The following is a 19422-nucleotide window of genomic DNA, read 5'->3' as shown; positions in this document are numbered from 1 at the left end:
AACGAACAGGCACACCAAAAATGGCTATTTACCAATCAGGCGTGATTTTTGACCAAGTGGATACCGCCAATCCCGATTGCTGGACATTGGACGAATACGTCAAACGTGGCGGTTATACCGCCCTGCGTAAAATCCTGTCCGAAAACATCTCGCAAAGCGATGTGATTGACGAGGTCAAAGCCTCCGGCTTGCGCGGTCGTGGCGGTGCGGGCTTCCCGACCGGTTTGAAATGGAGCTTTATGCCCCGTTCCTTCCCAGGCGAAAAATACGTCGTTTGCAACACCGACGAAGGCGAGCCGGGTACATTTAAAGACCGCGACATCATTATGTTCAATCCCCATGCCTTGATTGAGGGCATGATTATTGCCGGTTACGCGATGGGTGCGAAAGCGGGCTACAACTACATCCACGGCGAAATTTTCGAAGGCTACCAACGCTTTGAAGCTGCTTTGGAGCAGGCGCGTGCTGCAGGCTTTTTGGGTAAAAATATTTTGGGTTCGGATTTTGAATTTGAACTCTTCGCCCATCACGGCTACGGCGCATATATTTGCGGTGAAGAAACCGCATTGCTCGAATCTCTGGAAGGCAAAAAAGGCCAGCCGCGCTTTAAACCGCCATTCCCTGCTTCGTTCGGCTTGTACGGCAAACCGACCACCATCAACAATACCGAAACGTTCTCCTCTGTCCCCTTCATTATTCGTGACGGCGGACAGGCCTTTGCCGACAAAGGTATTCCGAATGCAGGCGGTACCAAATTGTTCTGTATTTCCGGCCACGTCGAGCGTCCGGGCAACTATGAAGTGCCATTGGGTACGCCGTTTGCCGAAGTCTTGAAAATGGCGGGCGGTATGCGCGGCGGCAAAAAACTTAAAGCCGTTATTCCCGGTGGTTCGTCCGCGCCAGTTTTGCCTGCCGATATCATGATGCAGACCAATATGGACTATGACTCGATTTCCAAAGCAGGCTCGATGCTGGGTTCCGGCGCGATTATCGTGATGGACGAAGACGTGTGCATGGTGAAAGCCCTTGAGCGCCTGAGCTACTTCTACTACGACGAGTCTTGCGGCCAATGTACGCCTTGCCGAGAAGGTACGGGCTGGCTCTACCGCATCGTCCACCGCATCGTAGAAGGCAAAGGCCGCATGGAAGACTTGGATTTGTTGGATTCTGTCGGCAACCAAATGGCAGGCCGCACCATCTGTGCCCTCGCCGATGCCGCCGTCTTCCCTGTCCGCAGCTTTACCAAGCATTTCCGTGATGAGTTTGTGCATTACATCGAACACGGCGGACCGATGAAGCCCCATAAATGGGGCAGCTAGTAAAGTGTAGACTGCCTAAACGCTTCGGATGGCACGAACGCTTTGATTAATCCAAGGAACAGACTAATGAAAAAGACAGCAGCATGTATTCTATTTACTGTATTTACCGCATTGAACACGCAACAGGTATCGGCCAAACATCATGACGATGCCCAAAAAATTGCAGTGGTCAAGGGTTTTTTGGATTGTAATGCCAAAGGCATTTGTGTTAATGAGAAAACTGCCGATGCGGCTACTAAACGCTTTCTCAGTAGGACGGCTGTCGCCGTGCTGAATCAAGAAAAAAGGCGTTTTCAGGCGGAAGATGATTGTAACGCGGTAGTTCCCAGATGTTACAGCAGCCTTTGGACGGAACCAGGCAATGGCGGCTTTGAGTGGCATACACCCAAATTTACGGTTCAGGGCAACACGGTATCTGCTGATTTCGGTAAAAAGGACGGCGTGGCCCGTTTCAAGCTAGTCAAGGAAAACGGGCGGTACAAAATAGATAACTCCATTCATGTTTTGCCTGCTTATCAAACAGTGTGGTGGAGATAGCGCTGTGCAGGCTACCTGAAACAGGAGTCAATATATGGCAGAAATGAGTGGTTGTTATTCTCGGTGTGATGGTCTGCTATATGGCCGTCAGCTATATTAATATTAGAGGGCTAAGGCGCGGTCAGACGTAGACAAAATCGTCACTATATTGCTCGGTAAACCCGAAGTTGCCGCATGGCTCGAACAGAATTTGACGGGCAGCAACGTGGTTGACAAAGGTTGTCCACCCGCAATTCGGGCTAGCACTGAGGGAAGTCGAAGCCCTGTTTAGACAAATATCAGGCGTAATGAAAGCAGCCTGCACCCCTTTTCAAAAATCCAGTAACTAGGAACGAACCATGTTACAAATCGAAATCGACGGCAAACAGGTATCTGTGGAGCAGGGCGCGACGGTGATTGAAGCCGCGCACAAGCTCGGTACTTATATCCCGCATTTCTGTTACCACAAAAAACTTTCCATCGCTGCCAACTGCCGTATGTGTTTGGTAGACGTGGAAAAAGCCCCCAAACCTCTGCCTGCCTGTGCCACACCGGTTACAGACGGCATGATTGTGCGTACGCATTCGGCAAAAGCCCGAGAGGCGCAAGAAGGTGTGATGGAGTTCCTGCTCATCAACCATCCGCTTGATTGTCCGACCTGCGACCAAGGCGGCGAATGCCAGTTGCAGGATTTGGCGATGGGCTACGGCAAAACCACCAGCCGTTATACCGAAGAAAAACGTTCTGTCGTCGGCAAAGACATGGGTCCTTTGGTTTCCGCCGAGGAAATGAGCCGTTGTATCCACTGTACCCGTTGCGTGCGTTTCACTGAAGAAATCTCCGGCGTGCAAGAAATCGCTATGGCCAATCGCGGCGAACATTCCGAGATCATGCCTTTTATCGGCAAAGCAGTGGAAACTGAATTGTCAGGCAACGTCATCGATTTGTGCCCGGTCGGCGCATTGACCAGTAAACCGTTCCGCTTCAACGCGCGTACTTGGGAATTGAACCGCCGCAAATCCGTTTCCGCCCATGACGCTTTGGGCAGCAACCTGATTGTACAAACCAAAGACCATACCGTCCGCCGCGTGTTGCCGTTGGAAAACGAAGCCATCAACGAATGCTGGCTGTCCGACCGCGACCGTTTCGCCTACGAAGGCCTGTATCACGAAAGCCGTCTGAAAAACCCGAAAATCAAACAGGGCGGTGAGTGGATGGACGTGGATTGGAAAACCGCGTTGGAGTATGTCCGCAGCGCGATTGAATGTATCGCCAAAGACGGCAACCAAAACCAAGTCGGCATTTGGGCCAATCCGATGAATACGGTTGAAGAGCTGTATTTGGCCAAAAAACTTGCCGACGGCTTGGGCGTTAAAAACTTTGCCACCCGTTTGCGCCAACAAGACAAACGTCTTTCAGACGGCCTTAAAGGTGCGCAATGGTTGGGACAAAGCATCGAATCTTTGGCTGACAACGATGCCGTATTGGTAGTCGGTGCGAACTTGCGCAAAGAACAGCCACTCCTGACCGCCCGCCTGCGCCGCGCCGCCAAAGACCGCATGGCCTTGAGCGTATTGGCCAGCAGTAAAGAAGAATTGTTTATGCCGCTGCTGTCTCAAGAAGCCGCACATCCCGACGAGTGGGCAGGCCGTCTGAAAAACCTGTCTGCCAATGCGGAACACGCCGTTACCGCCAGCCTGAAAAACGCTGAAAAAGCAGCGGTGATTTTGGGCGCGGAAGTGCAAAACCATCCCGATTACGCCGCCATTTATGCCGCCGCGCAAGAGCTGGCAGATGCGACCGGCGCAGTGCTAGGCATTTTGCCGCAAGCCGCCAACAGCGTTGGTGCGGATGTCTTGAATGTAAACTCCGGCGAGAGCGTTGTCGAAATGGTAAACGCACCGAAACAGGCAGTTTTGTTGCTCAACGTTGAGCCTGAAATCGATACGGTTGACGGTGCAAAAGCCGTAGCTGCCTTGAAACAGGCGAAAAGCGTGATGGCGTTTACGCCGTTTGTCAGTGAAACGCTGCTGGACGTGTGCGACGTATTGTTGCCGATTGCGCCGTTTACCGAAACCTCGGGCAGCTTCATCAATATGGAAGGCCGTCTGCAATCTTTTCACGGCGTGGTACAAGGCTTCGGCGATTCGCGTCCGATGTGGAAAGTGTTGCGCGTATTGGGCAACCTGTTTGACCTGAAAGGTTTTGAATACCACGATACCGCTGCGATTCTGCAAGACGCGCTGGACGCGGAAAGCCTGCCGTCCAAACTGGACAACCGCAGCACATGGGCAGGGGAGGGCGTTCAGACGGCCTCAGACCGCCTCGTCCGTGTCGGCGGCGTCGGTATTTATCACACCGATCCTATCGTGCGCCGTTCCGCACCGTTGCAAGAAACCAGCCATGCCGCCGTGCCTGCCGCGCGTGTAAATCCGAACACATTGGCGCGCTTGGGCCTGCAAGACGGACAAACCGCTGTCGCCAAACAAAACGGCGCAAGCGTATCGGTTGCCGTCAAAGCCGATGCCGGACTGCCTGAAAACGTGGTGCATCTACCGCTGCATACCGAAAATGCCGCGCTGGGTGCGTTGATGGACACTATTGAACTGGCGGGAGCTTGATCATGCAAGAATGGTTCCAAAACCTCTTTGCCGCAACGCTCGGTCTGGGCGATTTGGGCATCACCGTAGGCTTGGTGGTATCCGTCATCGTCAAAATCGTGATTATCTTGATTCCGCTGATTCTGACCGTTGCCTATCTGACGTATTTCGAACGTAAAGTCATCGGCTTTATGCAGCTTCGCGTCGGCCCGAACGTAACCGGCCCGTGGGGTCTGATTCAGCCGTTTGCCGACGTGTTCAAACTCTTGTTTAAAGAGGTAACCCGTCCGAAGCTGTCAAACAAAGCCCTGTTCTATATCGGCCCAATTATGTCGCTTGCCCCGTCTTTCGCGGCATGGGCGGTGATTCCGTTCAACGAAGAATGGGTGCTGACCAATATCAATATCGGTCTTTTGTACATCCTGATGATTACCTCGCTGTCGGTTTACGGCGTGATCATCGCGGGCTGGGCTTCCAACTCCAAATATTCGTTCTTGGGCGCAATGCGTGCTTCCGCGCAAAGCATTTCCTACGAGATTGCCATGAGTGCCGCGCTGGTGTGCGTTGTGATGGTATCGGGCAGCATGAACTTCTCCGACATCGTTGCCGCGCAAGCCAAAGGTATTGCCGGCGGTTCGGTATTCTCTTGGAACTGGCTGCCGCTCTTCCCCATCTTCATCGTTTATCTGATTTCCGCCGTTGCCGAAACCAACCGCGCGCCGTTTGACGTGGCAGAGGGTGAGTCTGAAATCGTTGCCGGTCACCACGTTGAATACTCCGGCTTCGCATTCGCACTGTTCTTCCTTGCCGAATACATTTTCATGATTCTGATTGCCGCGCTGACATCGCTGATGTTCCTCGGCGGCTGGTTGTCTCCGTTCCCGCAAAGCTGGGGCTTTATCGGTACGCCTTCCGCATTCTGGATGTTCGTGAAAATGGCGGCAGTGTTGTACTGGTACCTGTGGATTCGTGCAACCTTCCCGCGCTACCGTTACGACCAAATCATGCGTTTGGGCTGGAAAGTGCTGATTCCGATCGGCTTTGCCTACATCGTGATTTTGGGCGTGTGGATGATTTCACCGCTGAACTTGTGGAAATAAGTTTCAGACGGCATCTTGAGGCCGTCTGAACAAAGCGATTTTGAATACCTAACGAAATCCCTGTTTTGAGGGAACATAAATATGGCTAACTTAGTAAAAACCTTTCTGCTTGGCGAATTGGTCAAAGGCTTGGGCGTAACGCTCAAAAACTTTTTTGCCCGCAAAGACACAATTTATTTCCCCGAAGAGAAAACGCCGCAATCCGTGCGTTTCCGCGGCCTGCACGCGCAACGCCGTTATCCGAACGGCGAAGAGCGCTGTATTGCGTGTAAATTGTGTGAGGCAGTTTGTCCGGCAATGGCGATTAACATCGAATCGGAAGAACGCGAAGACGGCACCCGCCGCACCAAGCGTTACGACATCGACCTGACCAAGTGCATCTTCTGCGGTTTCTGCGAAGAGGCCTGCCCGACCGATGCGATTGTGGAAACCCATATTTTTGAATATCACGGCGAGAAAAAAGGCGACTTGCACATGACCAAGCCGATTCTTTTGGCCATTGGCGACAAATACGAACCCGAAATCGCCAAACGCAAAGCCGCTGACGCGCCGTATCGTTAAGGAGCAGACGAATGACTTTTTCCGCGATTCTGTTCTATATCCTTGCCGCCATCGTTTTGTACGGTGCGGTTCGTACCGTTACCGCTAAAAACCCTGTCCACGCCGCTTTGCATCTGGTGCTGACCTTCTGCGTAAGCGCGATGATTTGGATGCTGATGCAGGCCGAATTCTTGGGTGTGACGCTGGTGGTGGTTTACGTCGGCGCCGTGATGGTGTTGTTCCTGTTCGTCGTGATGATGCTGAATATCGACATTGAAGAAATGCGTGCCGGTTTCTGGCGTCATGCGCCTGTTGCCGGCGTGGTCGGCACATTGTTGGCGGTTGCCCTGATCCTGATTTTGGTCAACCCGAAAACCGACCTTGCTGCATTTGGCCTGATGAAAGACATTCCGGCCGATTACAACAATATCCGCGATTTGGGCAGCCGTATTTATACCGATTACCTGTTGCCGTTTGAGCTGGCGGCGGTATTGCTGCTGTTGGGTATGGTGGCGGCGATTGCGCTGGTTCACCGTAAAACTTTCAATCCGAAACGTATGGATCCTGCAGACCAAGTTAAAGTACGTGCCGACCAAGGCCGTATGCGTCTGGTGAAAATGGAAGCGGTCAAACCGCAAGTCGAATCTGCCGAAGAAAGCGAAGTTTCAGACGGCCTCAAGCCGGAAGGGGAGGGCAAAGCATGATTACCTTGACGCATTATCTGGTATTGGGTGCGCTCCTGTTCGGTATCAGCGCAATGGGTATCTTTATGAACCGCAAAAACGTGCTGGTATTGCTGATGTCCATCGAGCTGATGCTCTTGGCGGTGAACTTCAACTTTATCGCTTTCTCCCAATATTTGGGCGATACTGCCGGACAGATTTTCGTATTTTTCGTACTGACCGTTGCTGCTGCTGAATCCGCCATCGGTTTGGCGATTATGGTACTGGTGTACCGTAACAGAAAAACAATCAACGTTGCCGATTTGGATGAGTTGAAAGGGTAATCATGAACGACATGACTTTATATTTGGTAATTGCCCTTGTGCCTTTGGCAGGCTCGTTGATCGCGGGTTTGTTCGGCAATAAAATCGGTCGTGCCGGTGCGCATACCGTAACAATACTCGGTGTGGCGGTGTCTGCCTTGCTGTCGGCTTATGTGCTGTGGGGATTCCTCAATGGCAGCCGTACCAAGTTTGACGAGAACGTTTATACCTGGCTGACAATGGGCGGCTTGGATTTCTCCGTCGGCTTCTTGGTCGATACGATGACGGCGATGATGATGGTCGTGGTCACCGGCGTATCGTTGATGGTACATATCTATACCATCGGCTATATGCACGATGAAAAAGTCGGCTACCAACGCTTCTTTAGCTATATTTCTTTGTTTACTTTCAGCATGTTGATGCTGATTATGAGCAACAACTTCATCCAGCTCTTCTTCGGCTGGGAGGCTGTGGGTTTGGTATCGTACCTTTTGATCGGTTTCTATTTCAAACGTCCGAGCGCAACATTTGCCAACCTGAAAGCCTTTTTGATCAACCGTGTCGGCGACTTCGGCTTTTTGCTCGGTATCGGCTTGGTGCTTGCCTATTTCGGCGGCAGCCTGCGCTATCAAGATGTATTCGCTTATCTGCCTAATGTTCAGACGGCCACTATCCAACTGTTCCCCGGTGTGGAATGGTCTTTGATTACTGTAACCTGTTTGCTCCTGTTTGTGGGTGCGATGGGTAAATCGGCGCAGTTCCCGCTGCACGTTTGGCTGCCTGATTCGATGGAAGGCCCGACACCGATTTCCGCATTGATTCACGCCGCAACCATGGTTACTGCCGGTCTGTTCATGGTATCGCGTATGTCGCCGATTTATGAGATGAGCAGCACTGCGTTGTCTGTCATCATGGTAATTGGTGCGATTACTGCCCTGTTTATGGGTTTCTTGGGCGTGATTCAAAACGACATCAAACGTGTGGTGGCGTATTCCACCTTGTCGCAACTGGGCTACATGACCGTGGCTCTGGGCGCGTCTGCCTATTCCGTGGCGATGTTCCACGTGATGACCCACGCTTTCTTTAAAGCCTTGTTGTTCTTGGCCGCAGGTAGCGCGATTATCGGTATGCACCATGACCAAGATATGCGCCATATGGGCAACCTGAAAAAATACATGCCGATTACTTGGCTGACCATGCTGATCGGTAACTTGTCGCTGATCGGTACGCCGTTCTTCTCCGGCTTCTATTCCAAAGATTCGATTATCGAAGCAGCGAAATACAGCACCCTGCCGGGCAGCGGCTTTGCCTATTTTGCCGTCCTCGCCAGCGTGTTCGTTACCGCATTTTACGCGTTCCGCCAATACTTTATGGTGTTCCACGGCGAAGAAAAATGGCGCAGCCTGCCTGAACATCATGACGATCATCATGGCGAAGAACATCACGGCTTGGGCAAAAACGACAATCCGCACGAAAGCCCGCTGGTCGTTACCCTGCCGCTGATTCTGCTTGCCATTCCGTCCGTCATCATCGGCTATGTTGCCATCGAGCCTATGCTTTACGGCGATTTCTTCAAAGACGTGATTTTCGTCAATACCGACGCGCATCCAACCATGCACATCATGAAGGAAGAGTTTCACGGCGCATTGGCAATGGTGTCACACAGCCTGCATTCGCCTGTACTCTACCTTGCTATCGCAGGCGTGTTGAGCGCATGGCTCTTGTACGTCAAACTGCCGCACCTGCCTGCGAAAATTGCACAGGCGTTCCGTCCGATTTACGTTTTGTTTGAAAACAAATACTACCTCGACGCCCTGTATTTCAACGTCTTTGCCAAAGGCACGCGTGCATTGGGTACTTTCTTCTGGAAAGTCGGCGATACCGCCATTATCGACAACGGCATCGTCAACGGCTCTGCCAAACTGGTCGGCGCGATTGCCGCGCAGGTACGCAAAGTCCAAACCGGCTTCATCTATACCTATGCCGCCGCTATGGTATTCGGCGTATTGGTACTGCTCGGCATGACATTCTGGGGATTGTTCCGATAAAAGCGGGATTTCAGACGGCCTGTCTATAGTTTGTGTATAGGGCCGTCTGAAAAAGAAAATTTGAGCAACAATGATTGAAGACAAATTACCGCAAACCCTGGACGAAGTCCGCGAAGTCATCGATGGTTTGGATAAGGGATTAATCGAATTACTCGCCCGCCGGCAGAAATTGGTACGGCAGGCTGGTCGTCTGAAACCTAAAAATGATGTCCAGGCGGTTTCCGCGCCCGAACGGGTGGCTCAAGTGATTGCCTCTCGCCGCGCTTATGCCGAAAAGGCCGGTTTGTCGCCCGAAGTAGCAGAAGCAGTTTGGCGCAGCATGATTGATGCGTTCATTAAACTTGAGATGGACACCAACCGTACCGACGGAGCGTAGTCAAAATCTTCGGATAACGGTTTTGACAAGAAAAATAGGGAAGAGGCCGTCTGAAATATAAAGGCGAGAAAAAACCATGTCGGACACACAAATCATCTGCTCCGCCGAATTTACCGCTTCCCGCGCATGGGGCGCACTCGATATCGCCAATATGAACGGCATCACCGTGCGCCTGCACTGGACGAACCAGCCCTACACATGGCACATCAACGACGGCGAGGAAGTGTTTGCTGTGATGGATGGCGAAGTTGAGATGCACTACCGAGAAAACGGCGAAGAACACATCGTTCGTTTGAAAAGCGGAGATATCTTCTACGCAGGAATCGGCACGGAACACGTCGCCCATCCGTGCGGCGAAGCGCGGATTCTGGTGATTGAGAAAGAGGACAGTGTTTGAGGCCGTCTGAAAAGAAGGTTTGAGACAGCAACAGAATAAGAGAATGACGGCAGATATACATTTTTCTTGATTTTGCCGTACACAAAATACACAATCTTTTTCAGACGGCCTCCTGAAATGTCGTCTGGAAACCAACCCATACAACTATATTTTTTATTTTAACCACAGGTTAACCACTATGTTTTCCAACTACCTACTCAGCTTGGCAATATGGATACCCATCGCCGCAGGTGTGCTGGTTTTGGCGACCGGTAAGGACAGCCGTGCGCCGCTGGCGCGTGTGCTTGCCTTCATGGGTGCGCTTGCCGGTTTCTTGGTAACGCTGCCCCTGTTTACCGGTTTCGACCGTTTGAGCGGCGGCTATCAGTTTACCGAGTTCCACGAGTGGATTCCGCTGCTGAAGATCAACTACGCATTGGGCGTGGACGGTATTTCAGTGCTCTTTATCATCTTAAATGCGTTTATTACGCTGTTGGTGGTATTGGCCGGTTGGGAAGTCATTCAGAAACGTCCGGCGCAGTATATGGCCGCTTTCCTGATTATGTCGGGTTTGATTAACGGTGCGTTTGCCGCGCAGGATGCGATTCTGTTTTATGTGTTCTTCGAGGGTATGCTGATTCCGCTGTACCTGATTATCGGTGTATGGGGCGGTCCGCGTCGCGTCTATGCTTCGGTCAAGCTGTTCCTCTATACGCTGATGGGTTCGCTTTTGATGCTGGTTGCCATGGTTTACCTGTACTATCAGACAGGCAGCTTCTCTATTGTCGATTTCCAAAACATCAAACAGATTCCGTTGGGCGTGCAACAGCTTTTGTTTGCGGCATTCTTCCTGTCATTTGCCGTAAAAGTGCCGATGTTCCCTGTGCACACTTGGTTGCCGGATGCCCACGTTGAAGCGCCGACCGGCGGTTCGATGGTGTTGGCGGCCATTACGCTGAAGCTGGGTGCGTATGGTTTCTTGCGCTTTATCCTGCCGATTATGCCGGATGCAGCACGCTATTTTGCCCCCGTTATCATCGTATTGAGCCTGATTGCCGTGATTTACATCGGTATGGTGGCTTTGGTGCAAACCGATATGAAAAAACTGGTGGCATACTCTTCCATCAGCCACATGGGTTTTGTTACTTTGGGCATGTTCCTGTTCGTGAACGGCCAATTGAATGACTGGGCATTGAAAGGCGCAATCGTTCAAATGATTTCCCACGGTTTTGTGTCTGCCGCGATGTTTATGTGTATCGGCGTGATGTACGACCGCCTGCATACCCGCAATATTGCCGACTATGGCGGCGTGGTCAATGTAATGCCTAAGTTTGCGGCGTTTATGATGTTGTTCGGTATGGCCAATGCCGGTCTGCCTGCGACTTCCGGTTTCGTGGGCGAGTTTATGGTGATTATGGGCGCGGTTAAAGTGAATTTCTGGGTAGGCGCGTTGGCTGCCATGACCTTGATTTACGGTGCGTCTTATACCCTGTGGATGTACAAACGCGTTATTTTTGGTGCGATCCACAATCCGCACGTTGCCGAAATGAAAGACATCAATTGCCGCGAATTTGCGATTTTGGCGATTTTGGCGGTTGCTGTTTTGGGCATGGGTCTGTATCCGCAAGCGTTTATCGAAGTGGTGCATCAAGCGGCAAACGATTTGATTGCCCATGTGACACAAAGCAAGATTTGAGGTGTGTAAATGAACTGGTCTGATTTGAATTTAATGCCTGCCATGCCCGAAATCGTGCTGCTTGCGCTATTGGGTGTCGTATTGCTGGCAGACTTGTGGATTTGCGATAAAAACCGCTATCTGACCCATCTGATGAGTTTGGGAACAGTCATCATCATGGCCGTTACCCAGTTGGCGGTATGGGAGCAGGGCAGTGTCGATGCCTTTCACGGTATGTATATTGCAGACGGCATGTCCCGTTTGGCAAAACTGGTGCTGTATGCGCTGACTTTCGGTCTGTTTATTTACAGTAAACCGTACAACCAAGACCGCCAAATCTTTAAAGGCGAGTTTTACACCCTGTCGCTGTTTGCCCTGTTGGGTATGAGCGTCATGGTCAGCGCGGCACATTTCCTGACTGCGTATATCGGTTTGGAATTGTTGTCTTTGTCACTGTACGCCATGATTGCCCTGCGCCGCGATTCCGGTCGCTCTGCCGAGGCTGCGCTGAAATACTTCGTATTGGGCGCGTTGGCCTCCGGTTTGCTGCTCTATGGTATTTCCATGGTTTACGGCGCCACCGGTTCCCTCGATTTTGCTTCCGTCTTGGCTTCTGCTTTCAATGAGCAGGCCAATGAATGGTTGTTGAAATTGGGTATGGTGTTTATTGTGGTTGCCATTGCATTTAAATTGGGTGCGGTTCCATTCCATATGTGGGTACCCGATGTGTACGATGGCGCGCCGACATCCGTTGCCGCCTTTGTGGGTACGGCTCCGAAAATTGCCGCCGTTGTCTTTGCGTTCCGTATTCTTGTGACCGGCATGGGTACAGTACATTCAGACTGGGCACCGATGTTAGCCATCCTTGCCGTTGCTTCTTTGGTGGTCGGTAACCTTGCCGCCATCATGCAAACCAATATCAAACGTATGCTTGCCTACTCCACCGTATCGCACATGGGCTTTATCCTGTTGGCGTTTATGGCAGGCGCAGTCGGTTTTACCGCAGGCCTGTATTACGCCATTACCTATGCTTTGATGGCGGCAGTCAGCTTCGGCGTTTTGATGGTATTGTCCACCAAAGACATTGAATGTGAAAACATCAAAGACCTCGCAGGCCTTAACCAACGCCATGCATGGTTTGCCTTCCTGATGTTGCTGTCCATGTTCTCCATGGCGGGTATTCCGCCGCTGATGGGCTTCTACGCCAAATTCGGCGTGATTATGGCACTCTTGAAACAAGGCCATGTTTGGTTGTCCGTATTTGCCGTCATCATGTCGCTGATTGGTGCGTTCTACTACCTGCGCGTGGTCAAAGTCATCTACTTCGATGCACCTGACCATGACCAGCCGGTCGGCAGCAACTATGCCGCCAAATTTGTCCTGACGGTCAATGCCTTCCTGCTGCTCCTGTGGGGTATCATGCCGCAAACCGTTATCGACTGGTGTGCCAAAGCATTGATAAATACCCTGTAAGCTTCAAACAAAACCAACGGCGGCTGTTCCAAAGTCGCCGTTTTTGTTAGGATTCGCATTCGGATGAAATATACCCAAAGGTCAGACGGCCTCAAGCCTTTGAGCAATCATCAAGCGGGCATCATCGAGATATTGAATATTCCACGAATGATGGGTAAGAATGCCCGTTCAACATGTTAAAATCACACACAGGCCGTCTGAAAACAGAAAGACCACCATGACCGCATCCATGTACATTCTTTTGCTGTTGGCACTTATCTTTGCCAACGCCCCCTTTATTACCACCAAATTTTTCGGCATCGTCGCCCTGAAACGCAAACACATCGGCCATCACTTGATCGAATTGCTGGCGGGCTTCCTTCTTACCGCGATCCTCGCCTATATCCTCGAATCGCGCGCCGGTGCCGTACATGCCCAAGATTGGGAGTTTTACGCGACCGTTGTCTGCCTCTACCTGATTTTTGCCTTCCCATGCTTTGTATGGCGTTATTTTTGGAATGAGCGAAATAGAGAGTAGGAATCGGATTTGAATAGGGAAAAGGCCGTCTGAAAGATTTTCAGACGGCCTTTATTTTGTTTGATGTTAAATATCGGTTAGAAAACAAGGCTGTTGGGGCGTAAAGCCTTGTCGTGAGGGCGGTTTAACGGTACTATTCTCGGTTAATCCTGTTTTATTCCTATGAAATTGAAAGTATAAGATGATTAATGATATTCAAAAGACAGCTGAAGGCAAAATGCAGCGTTCTCTGGAAGTATTGAAAGAAAACTTGGCTAAGGTGCGTACCGGCCGTGCGCATACCGGCCTGCTTGACCAAGTGGAAGTGGAATACTGGGGCAGCATGGTGCCTGTGAGCCAAGTGGCAAACGTAACGCTTTTGGATGCGCGTACGATTGGTGTGAAACCTTTCGAGAGCAATATGGCTTCAAAAGTCGAGAAAGCGATCCGTGATTCTAACTTGGGCCTGAACCCTGCTTCTGTCGGCGATTTGATCCGTGTCCCTATGCCTATGCTGACTGAGGAACGCCGTAAAGATTTGATCAAAGTGGTACGCGGTGAGGCGGAAGAGGGCCGTGTGTCTATCCGCAATGTGCGCCGTGATGCAAACGACCACATCAAAAAATTGTTGAAAGACAAAGAGATTTCTGAAGACGAAGCCCGCCGCGGCGAGGAAGCGGTTCAGAAATTGACCGACAAATACATTGCTGAGGCAGACAAGCTCTTGGCTGCCAAAGAAGAAGATTTGATGGCGATTTAATCCTGTGTGCAAACCGTTCAGACGGCCTTTGGACGGTTTGCTCCCTGAAAGGCAGACATGAAAAGCAGTACGCAGACGATTTTGGAACACTCTGCCATCCCCCGACATATTGCCGTGATTATGGACGGCAACGGACGTTGGGCAAAGAAGCGTTTTCTTCCCCGTGTGATGGGGCATAAGCGCGGCTTGGATGCGCTGGAGAACATGGTGAAGCATTGTGCTGAGCTGGGTGTGCGGTATTTGACCGTGTTTGCTTTTTCGACTGAAAACTGGCGACGCCCCGAGGAAGAGGTTTCTTTTCTGATGGGGCTGTTTTTGCAGGCTTTGCAAAAGCAGGTGCGCCGTTTGCACGATAACAATATGCGCTTGAAAGTCATCGGCAGCCGTGAGCGGTTTAATGCTGAAATCCTGAAGGGGATTGAGGCGGCCGAGGCGTTGACGGCAAACAATACCGGTTTGACTTTGAGCATTGCCGCCGATTATGGCGGCCGCTGGGATATTTTGCAGGCGGCAAATCAGTTGATTGCCGAGGGTGCAACCGAGATTACGGAAGAGGCGTTGTCACGCTATTTGATGTTGGGCGATGCACCTGAGCCGGATTTGTTTATCCGCACCGGCGGCGAGACGCGCATCAGTAATTTCCTGCTGTGGCAGATGGCGTACGCGGAATTGTATTTTACGGATACGCTGTGGCCTGATTTTAATGAGAAATCGTTGAACGAGGCGATTGCTTCGTTCCAAAAACGGGAACGCCGCTTCGGGCGGACTTCCGAACAGCTGCCGCTTGAGCAGCAACGGGGTTGAGAATTATGTTGAGACAACGGATTTTAACGGCGCTGTGGCTCTTGCCGCTGATGCTGGGTATGCTGTTTTATGCACCTATGTGGCTGTGGGCGGCGTTTTGCGGCCTGATTGCTATGTTGGTTTTGTGGGAATATGCCCGCATGAGCGGCTTGGACAAGCTGAAAATCAATCATTATTTGGCGTCAACGCTGGTGTTCGGCGTGATTGCCTATGCCGGCGGTTGGCAGCTGCCCAATTTGGTTTGGTGTGTCGTATTGGCGTTTTGGCTGATTGTCATGCCTTGGTGGCTGAAAGCGAAATGGAAGCTAAACGGCGGCTGGCAGGCTTACACGGTCGGTTGGTTGTTGGTGATGCCGTTTTGGTTCGCACTGGTTTACCTGCGCCCTCAGCCTGAAGACGCGCTGTCTTTATTGGCGATTATGGGCTTGGTGTGGGTGGCTGATATTGGCGCGTATTTCTGCGGCAAGTCGTTTGGTAAGCGCAAAATTGCGCCGACCATCAGCCCGGGTAAAAGCTGGGAAGGTGCGATCGGCGGCGCATTGTGCGTTGCCGTGTACATGACCATCGTATGGAAAGCCGGTTGGCTGGCTTTTGAAGCCGGTTGGTTCAAAACGATTTTGATCGGCTTGATTCTGACCGTGGTCAGCGTGTGCGGCGATTTGCTGGAAAGCTGGCTCAAACGTGCGGCCGGTATCAAAGACAGCAGCAATCTGCTGCCGGGGCACGGCGGCGTGTTCGACCGTGTGGACAGCCTGATTGCCGTTATCAGCATTTATGCCGCCTTTGTATATTTGTTTTAAACCGCCTGTCTCACATGGCTGGAGGAGCTGATTATGTCCGAACAAAAACAGATTTCATCTTTATCGATTTTGGGCGTATTGTTGGCACTGGGATTGATGGCTGCGGCGTTTATTTTGGGCGTGCAGTTTAAGAATCTGCGTCAACCGGGGACGATTACCGTAAAAGGTTTGGCGGAGAAAAACTTCCAATCCGACAGTGCGACGTGGAATACGGGCGTAAATGCGCACGGCGAGAGCTATCAGGAAGTTTTGGATTTGCTGACGGCAAGACGCAAGAAGCTGTCTAAGTTTTTGGGCGAGCAAGGCTTTACGGCGGCTGAAATGAAAGTGGGCCTGCCCGAAGTGTCGCGCGTTTTCAATGAAACCCGCGACGAACTGGGCAATGTAACCCGCACGCCCAACGGCTACGACGGCGACCTCAATATTGTGGTCAACACCAAAAAACTGGACAAAATCCAAGCCGCCCAGCGCGCCATTTTGAATTTCCGTGCGCAAAATGAATTTATCCACTTCGACAATCCGCAATATTTGCTGGGCAATTTGGAAACCATCAAACGCGATTTGATTACGCAGGCGACTGAGGATGCGCAGAAACGCGCGGCCGAATTTGCCAAAACCGGCGGCGGCAAAGTGGGCGCCATGCGTTCTGCTTCACAAGGCTCGTTCAACATCTATGCCGACACCGGCAGCAGCGAGGATGACGAGTACGGCGGTTCTTACGATAAAAGCACCGTCGGCAAACAAGTCCGACTGGTTGTTACCATCGAATACGGCATTGAGTAATTCTTTCAGACGGCCTGTTTAGCCGGGAGGCAAAAGGCCGTCTGAAAATTGGAAACGGCAAAGAAATCTATTTCAAATACAATGAATACCGTTTGCACAGCACACAAAGAACACACCATGACACAACAAGTTCTGACCATATTAGGCAGTACCGGCAGCATAGGCGAAAGCACTTTGGACGTTGTTTCCCGCCATCCCGAAAAATTCCGCGTGTTCGCGCTGGCAGGGCATAGGCAGGTAGACAAGCTGGCGGCGCAATGCAAACAGTTCCGCCCGGAATATGCCGTTGTCGGCGATGCCGGCCATGCGGCCGAGCTGGAAAAGAAACTCAAACAAGAAGGCATCGATACGCAGGTTTTATATGGTGCTCAAGCCCTGATTGATGTGGCTTCGGCCGATGAAGTCAGCGGCGTGATGTGTGCCATTGTCGGCGCGGCCGGTTTGCCCTCGGCTTTGGCCGCCGCTCAAAAGGGCAAAACCATTTATCTGGCCAACAAAGAAACGCTGGTGGTTTCCGGCGCATTGTTCATGGAAACCGCCCGTCAAAACGGCGCCACCGTCTTGCCGATTGACAGCGAACACAACGCCATCTTTCAAGTATTGCCAAGGGATTACACAGGCCGTCTGAATGAGCACGGCATCAATTCGATTATCCTGACCGCATCGGGCGGCCCGTTCCTTAACACTGATTTAAGTACATTTGACAGCATTACGCCCGAGCAGGCGGTCAAGCATCCGAATTGGAGCATGGGTCGCAAAATTTCCGTCGATTCCGCGTCAATGATGAATAAGGGCTTGGAGTTGATTGAGGCGCATTGGCTGTTTAATTGTCCGCCGGAAAAACTGGAAGTCGTCATTCATCCGCAATCCGTGATTCACAGCATGGTGCGTTATCGCGATGGTTCGGTATTGGCGCAGTTGGGTAATCCCGATATGCGTACGCCGATTGCTTATTGCTTGGGCCTTCCCGAACGTATCCATTCCGGCGTGAGCGAGCTGGATTTCGGCGCATTGTCCGCGTTGACCTTTCAAAAGCCTGACTTTGACCGGTTCCCATGTTTGAAACTTGCCTATCAGGCCATGAATGCAGGCGGCGCCGCGCCTTGCGTGTTGAACGCCGCAAACGAAGTGGCCGTGGCCGCTTTTTTAGATAAACGCATTAAGTTTACCGATATTGCCAAAGTCGTTGCCCACTGCCTTGCCCAAGATTTTTCAGACGGCCATCATGATATTGAAGGTCTGCTGGCGCAAGACGCGCAAACACGCAGGCAGGCAGAAGCCTTTATCGGCAAACAATAAAGCTTCAATGACAGGCCGTCTGAAACGTCAACCGCTTGGCATTTAGGCAGACAAAATGGAACAACTGCCTTTATAATCGGTTTTCAGACGGCCTTATCCGTTGATTATCACATTCCACTCAGGGGATTTTTTTGCAAACCTTTTTAGCCTTTATCGTCGCCATTCTGATTTTGGTCAGCCTGCATGAGTTCGGACACTATATTGTTGCCCGCTGGTGCGGCGTTAAAGTCGTGCGCTTTTCCGTCGGCTTCGGTAAGCCCTTTTTCACCCGAAAACGCGGCGATACCGAGTGGTGTCTCGCCCCGATTCCGCTGGGCGGTTACGTTAAAATGGTCGATACGCGCGAAGGCGAGGTGGCAGAGGCAGATGTGCCCTACGCCTTTGACAAGCAGCATCCGGCCAAGCGTATCGCCATTGTCGCCGCCGGCCCTTTGACCAATTTGATTTTGGCCGTTTTGCTTTACGGTTTGAGCTTTTCCTTCGGCGTAACCGAGTTGCGCCCCTATGTCGGCATGGTCGAGCCTGCCAGTATTGCCGCCAAAGCAGGTTTTCAGGCAGGTGATAAGATTGTATCGGTCAACGGAATCGCCGTTAAAGACTGGAGCGATGCGCAAACCGAGATGGTGTTGAACCTTGAAGCCGGTCCTGTAAAAGTCGCTGTTCAGACGGCCTCAAATACCCAAGTCGTCCGCATAATTGATGCCGCCGGCACGCCTGAAGCAGGTAAAGTTGCGAAAAACCAAGGCAACATCGGCCTTTTGCCTTTTAGAATTACTAACCGCATCGGCAAAGTCTTGGCTGATAGTCCGGCCGAAAAAGCAGGCTTGAAGGAAAACGACAAACTGCTGACCGCCGATGGGAAGCCCATCGAAAGCTGGCAGGCATGGACGGAACTCTTCCGCGCCAGCCCCGGCAAACGAATCGAGCTGACTTACGAGCGCGACGGCAAAGTGCTGGCGACCGCTATCCGGCCGGACAGCGTCGAGCAGTCGGCTGGCGTGCTGGTAGGTAGAGCAGGGCTTGCCGCCCAGGCGGATAAAGAGTGGGATAAAACCATCCGCTACCGTTATACGCCTTCCGTTGCCCAGGCCTTTGAATTGGGTTGGAACAAAACCGTCAACTATTCGTGGACGACCCTCAAATTTTTCGGAAAACTGGTTACAGGCAATGCCTCTTTGAACCATATTTCCGGCCCCCTGACCATTGCCGATGTCGCCGGACAATCCGCCAAACTCGGATTGCAGAGCTATCTTGAATTTCTGGCCTTGGTCAGCATCAGCTTAGGCGTATTGAACCTTTTGCCCGTACCCGTTTTAGACGGCGGACATTTGGTCTTCTATACCGCCGAATGGATACGCGGAAAGCCTTTGAGCGAGCGCATACAGGCAGTCGGCCTGCGCTTCGGACTGGCAGCCATGCTTTTGATGATGGCTGTGGCTTTCTTTAATGACATCAACCGTTTGTTTGGATAA

General features: G+C 51.6%; 19 protein-coding genes. All 19 read left to right on the top strand.

All coding sequences use genetic code 11. The features are described from left to right. The first annotated feature begins 20 nt into the window (after nt 1-20). Nucleotides 21-1319: an NADH-quinone oxidoreductase subunit NuoF gene (gene nuoF, locus RRV97_RS09070; protein WP_315611335.1), complete on the top strand. Its 1299-nt coding sequence runs from the start codon at nt 21-23 to the stop codon at nt 1317-1319. Nucleotides 1320-1385: 66 nt separating this feature from the next. Beyond that, a complete protein-coding gene (locus RRV97_RS09065) occupies nt 1386-1856 on the top strand; it encodes a hypothetical protein (protein WP_315611334.1) in 471 nt (156 codons plus the stop codon). A 338-nt stretch (nt 1857-2194) separates the two neighbouring features. Then, the gene (gene nuoG / locus RRV97_RS09060; RefSeq protein WP_315611333.1) at nt 2195-4456 is read left to right on the top strand and encodes an NADH-quinone oxidoreductase subunit NuoG; all 2262 of its coding nucleotides are present in this window, start codon (nt 2195-2197) and stop codon (nt 4454-4456) included. Between the two features lie 2 nt (nt 4457-4458). Then, entirely contained in the window at nt 4459-5535 is a 1077-nt protein-coding gene (gene nuoH / locus RRV97_RS09055; protein WP_002216340.1) for an NADH-quinone oxidoreductase subunit NuoH, read from the top strand. Nucleotides 5536-5616: 81 nt separating this feature from the next. Beyond that, a complete protein-coding gene (gene nuoI / locus RRV97_RS09050; protein ID WP_070837200.1) occupies nt 5617-6096 on the top strand; it encodes an NADH-quinone oxidoreductase subunit NuoI in 480 nt (159 codons plus the stop codon). A gap of 11 nt (nt 6097-6107) precedes the next feature. Beyond that, nucleotides 6108-6779 (top strand): NADH-quinone oxidoreductase subunit J, encoded by a 672-nt coding sequence (locus RRV97_RS09045; protein ID WP_070624915.1) that lies wholly within the window; start codon nt 6108-6110, stop codon nt 6777-6779. After that, nucleotides 6776-7081 carry an NADH-quinone oxidoreductase subunit NuoK gene (gene nuoK, locus RRV97_RS09040; protein WP_003747881.1) on the top strand — a complete coding sequence of 102 codons (306 nt, stop codon included), beginning with the start codon at nt 6776-6778 and terminating at the stop codon, nt 7079-7081. Before RRV97_RS09045 ends, nuoK begins: the two co-directional genes overlap by 4 nt. A 2-nt stretch (nt 7082-7083) precedes the next feature. Then, a complete protein-coding gene (gene nuoL, locus RRV97_RS09035; RefSeq protein ID WP_315611332.1) occupies nt 7084-9108 on the top strand; it encodes an NADH-quinone oxidoreductase subunit L in 2025 nt (674 codons plus the stop codon). A 70-nt stretch (nt 9109-9178) separates the two neighbouring features. Further along, complete coding sequence (locus tag RRV97_RS09030; protein WP_314591570.1) at nt 9179-9484, top strand: chorismate mutase; 306 nt, start codon at nt 9179-9181, stop codon at nt 9482-9484. A 76-nt stretch (nt 9485-9560) separates the two neighbouring features. Beyond that, nucleotides 9561-9881: a cupin gene (locus tag RRV97_RS09025; RefSeq protein ID WP_036492304.1), complete on the top strand. Its 321-nt coding sequence runs from the start codon at nt 9561-9563 to the stop codon at nt 9879-9881. Between the two features lie 178 nt (nt 9882-10059). After that, nucleotides 10060-11556: an NADH-quinone oxidoreductase subunit M gene (locus tag RRV97_RS09020; protein WP_315611331.1), complete on the top strand. Its 1497-nt coding sequence runs from the start codon at nt 10060-10062 to the stop codon at nt 11554-11556. Between the two features lie 9 nt (nt 11557-11565). Further along, nucleotides 11566-13008 (top strand): NADH-quinone oxidoreductase subunit NuoN, encoded by a 1443-nt coding sequence (gene nuoN / locus RRV97_RS09015; protein ID WP_315611330.1) that lies wholly within the window; start codon nt 11566-11568, stop codon nt 13006-13008. 217 nt (nt 13009-13225) lie between these two features. Further along, nucleotides 13226-13525, top strand: a complete 300-nt coding sequence (locus RRV97_RS09010; RefSeq protein ID WP_039861891.1) for a DUF2818 family protein — start codon at nt 13226-13228, stop codon at nt 13523-13525. A 181-nt stretch (nt 13526-13706) separates the two neighbouring features. Continuing rightward, nucleotides 13707-14264 carry a ribosome recycling factor gene (gene frr / locus RRV97_RS09005; RefSeq protein WP_003747893.1) on the top strand — a complete coding sequence of 186 codons (558 nt, stop codon included), beginning with the start codon at nt 13707-13709 and terminating at the stop codon, nt 14262-14264. Between the two features lie 57 nt (nt 14265-14321). Next, nucleotides 14322-15068, top strand: a complete 747-nt coding sequence (locus tag RRV97_RS09000) for an isoprenyl transferase (protein ID WP_036492295.1) — start codon at nt 14322-14324, stop codon at nt 15066-15068. Between the two features lie 5 nt (nt 15069-15073). Continuing rightward, nucleotides 15074-15868 carry a phosphatidate cytidylyltransferase gene (locus tag RRV97_RS08995; RefSeq protein WP_070646488.1) on the top strand — a complete coding sequence of 265 codons (795 nt, stop codon included), beginning with the start codon at nt 15074-15076 and terminating at the stop codon, nt 15866-15868. Between the two features lie 33 nt (nt 15869-15901). Further along, nucleotides 15902-16651, top strand: coding sequence for an SIMPL domain-containing protein (locus RRV97_RS08990; protein WP_315611329.1), 750 nt, complete (start codon nt 15902-15904; stop codon nt 16649-16651). A gap of 117 nt (nt 16652-16768) precedes the next feature. Continuing rightward, entirely contained in the window at nt 16769-17950 is a 1182-nt protein-coding gene (gene ispC, locus RRV97_RS08985; RefSeq protein ID WP_315611328.1) for a 1-deoxy-D-xylulose-5-phosphate reductoisomerase, read from the top strand. A gap of 131 nt (nt 17951-18081) precedes the next feature. Beyond that, nucleotides 18082-19422, top strand: coding sequence for an RIP metalloprotease RseP (rseP, locus tag RRV97_RS08980; RefSeq protein WP_315611327.1), 1341 nt, complete (start codon nt 18082-18084; stop codon nt 19420-19422).

This window comes from Neisseria sp. DTU_2021_1001991_1_SI_NGA_ILE_055 (genome assembly GCF_032342915.1).
In the GTDB taxonomy this organism is placed as follows: Bacteria; Pseudomonadota; Gammaproteobacteria; order Burkholderiales; family Neisseriaceae; genus Neisseria.
Note: the sequence above shows the minus strand (reverse complement) of the source record. Positions and strands in the feature narration are given on the sequence as shown.

Bases quoted from the DNA above. Each gene is read 5' to 3' on its own strand.
- nuoF (WP_315611335.1), top strand. From the start codon at position 21: ATGGCTATTTACCAATCAGGCGTGATTTTTGACCAAGTGGATACCGCC.
- RRV97_RS09065 (WP_315611334.1), top strand. From the start codon at position 1,386: ATGAAAAAGACAGCAGCATGTATTCTATTTACTGTATTTACCGCATTG.
- nuoG (WP_315611333.1), top strand. From the start codon at position 2,195: ATGTTACAAATCGAAATCGACGGCAAACAGGTATCTGTGGAGCAGGGC.
- nuoH (WP_002216340.1), top strand. From the start codon at position 4,459: ATGCAAGAATGGTTCCAAAACCTCTTTGCCGCAACGCTCGGTCTGGGC.
- nuoI (WP_070837200.1), top strand. From the start codon at position 5,617: ATGGCTAACTTAGTAAAAACCTTTCTGCTTGGCGAATTGGTCAAAGGC.
- RRV97_RS09045 (WP_070624915.1), top strand. From the start codon at position 6,108: ATGACTTTTTCCGCGATTCTGTTCTATATCCTTGCCGCCATCGTTTTG.
- nuoK (WP_003747881.1), top strand. From the start codon at position 6,776: ATGATTACCTTGACGCATTATCTGGTATTGGGTGCGCTCCTGTTCGGT.
- nuoL (WP_315611332.1), top strand. From the start codon at position 7,084: ATGAACGACATGACTTTATATTTGGTAATTGCCCTTGTGCCTTTGGCA.
- RRV97_RS09030 (WP_314591570.1), top strand. From the start codon at position 9,179: ATGATTGAAGACAAATTACCGCAAACCCTGGACGAAGTCCGCGAAGTC.
- RRV97_RS09025 (WP_036492304.1), top strand. From the start codon at position 9,561: ATGTCGGACACACAAATCATCTGCTCCGCCGAATTTACCGCTTCCCGC.
- RRV97_RS09020 (WP_315611331.1), top strand. From the start codon at position 10,060: ATGTTTTCCAACTACCTACTCAGCTTGGCAATATGGATACCCATCGCC.
- nuoN (WP_315611330.1), top strand. From the start codon at position 11,566: ATGAACTGGTCTGATTTGAATTTAATGCCTGCCATGCCCGAAATCGTG.
- RRV97_RS09010 (WP_039861891.1), top strand. From the start codon at position 13,226: ATGACCGCATCCATGTACATTCTTTTGCTGTTGGCACTTATCTTTGCC.
- frr (WP_003747893.1), top strand. From the start codon at position 13,707: ATGATTAATGATATTCAAAAGACAGCTGAAGGCAAAATGCAGCGTTCT.
- RRV97_RS09000 (WP_036492295.1), top strand. From the start codon at position 14,322: ATGAAAAGCAGTACGCAGACGATTTTGGAACACTCTGCCATCCCCCGA.
- RRV97_RS08995 (WP_070646488.1), top strand. From the start codon at position 15,074: ATGTTGAGACAACGGATTTTAACGGCGCTGTGGCTCTTGCCGCTGATG.
- RRV97_RS08990 (WP_315611329.1), top strand. From the start codon at position 15,902: ATGTCCGAACAAAAACAGATTTCATCTTTATCGATTTTGGGCGTATTG.
- ispC (WP_315611328.1), top strand. From the start codon at position 16,769: ATGACACAACAAGTTCTGACCATATTAGGCAGTACCGGCAGCATAGGC.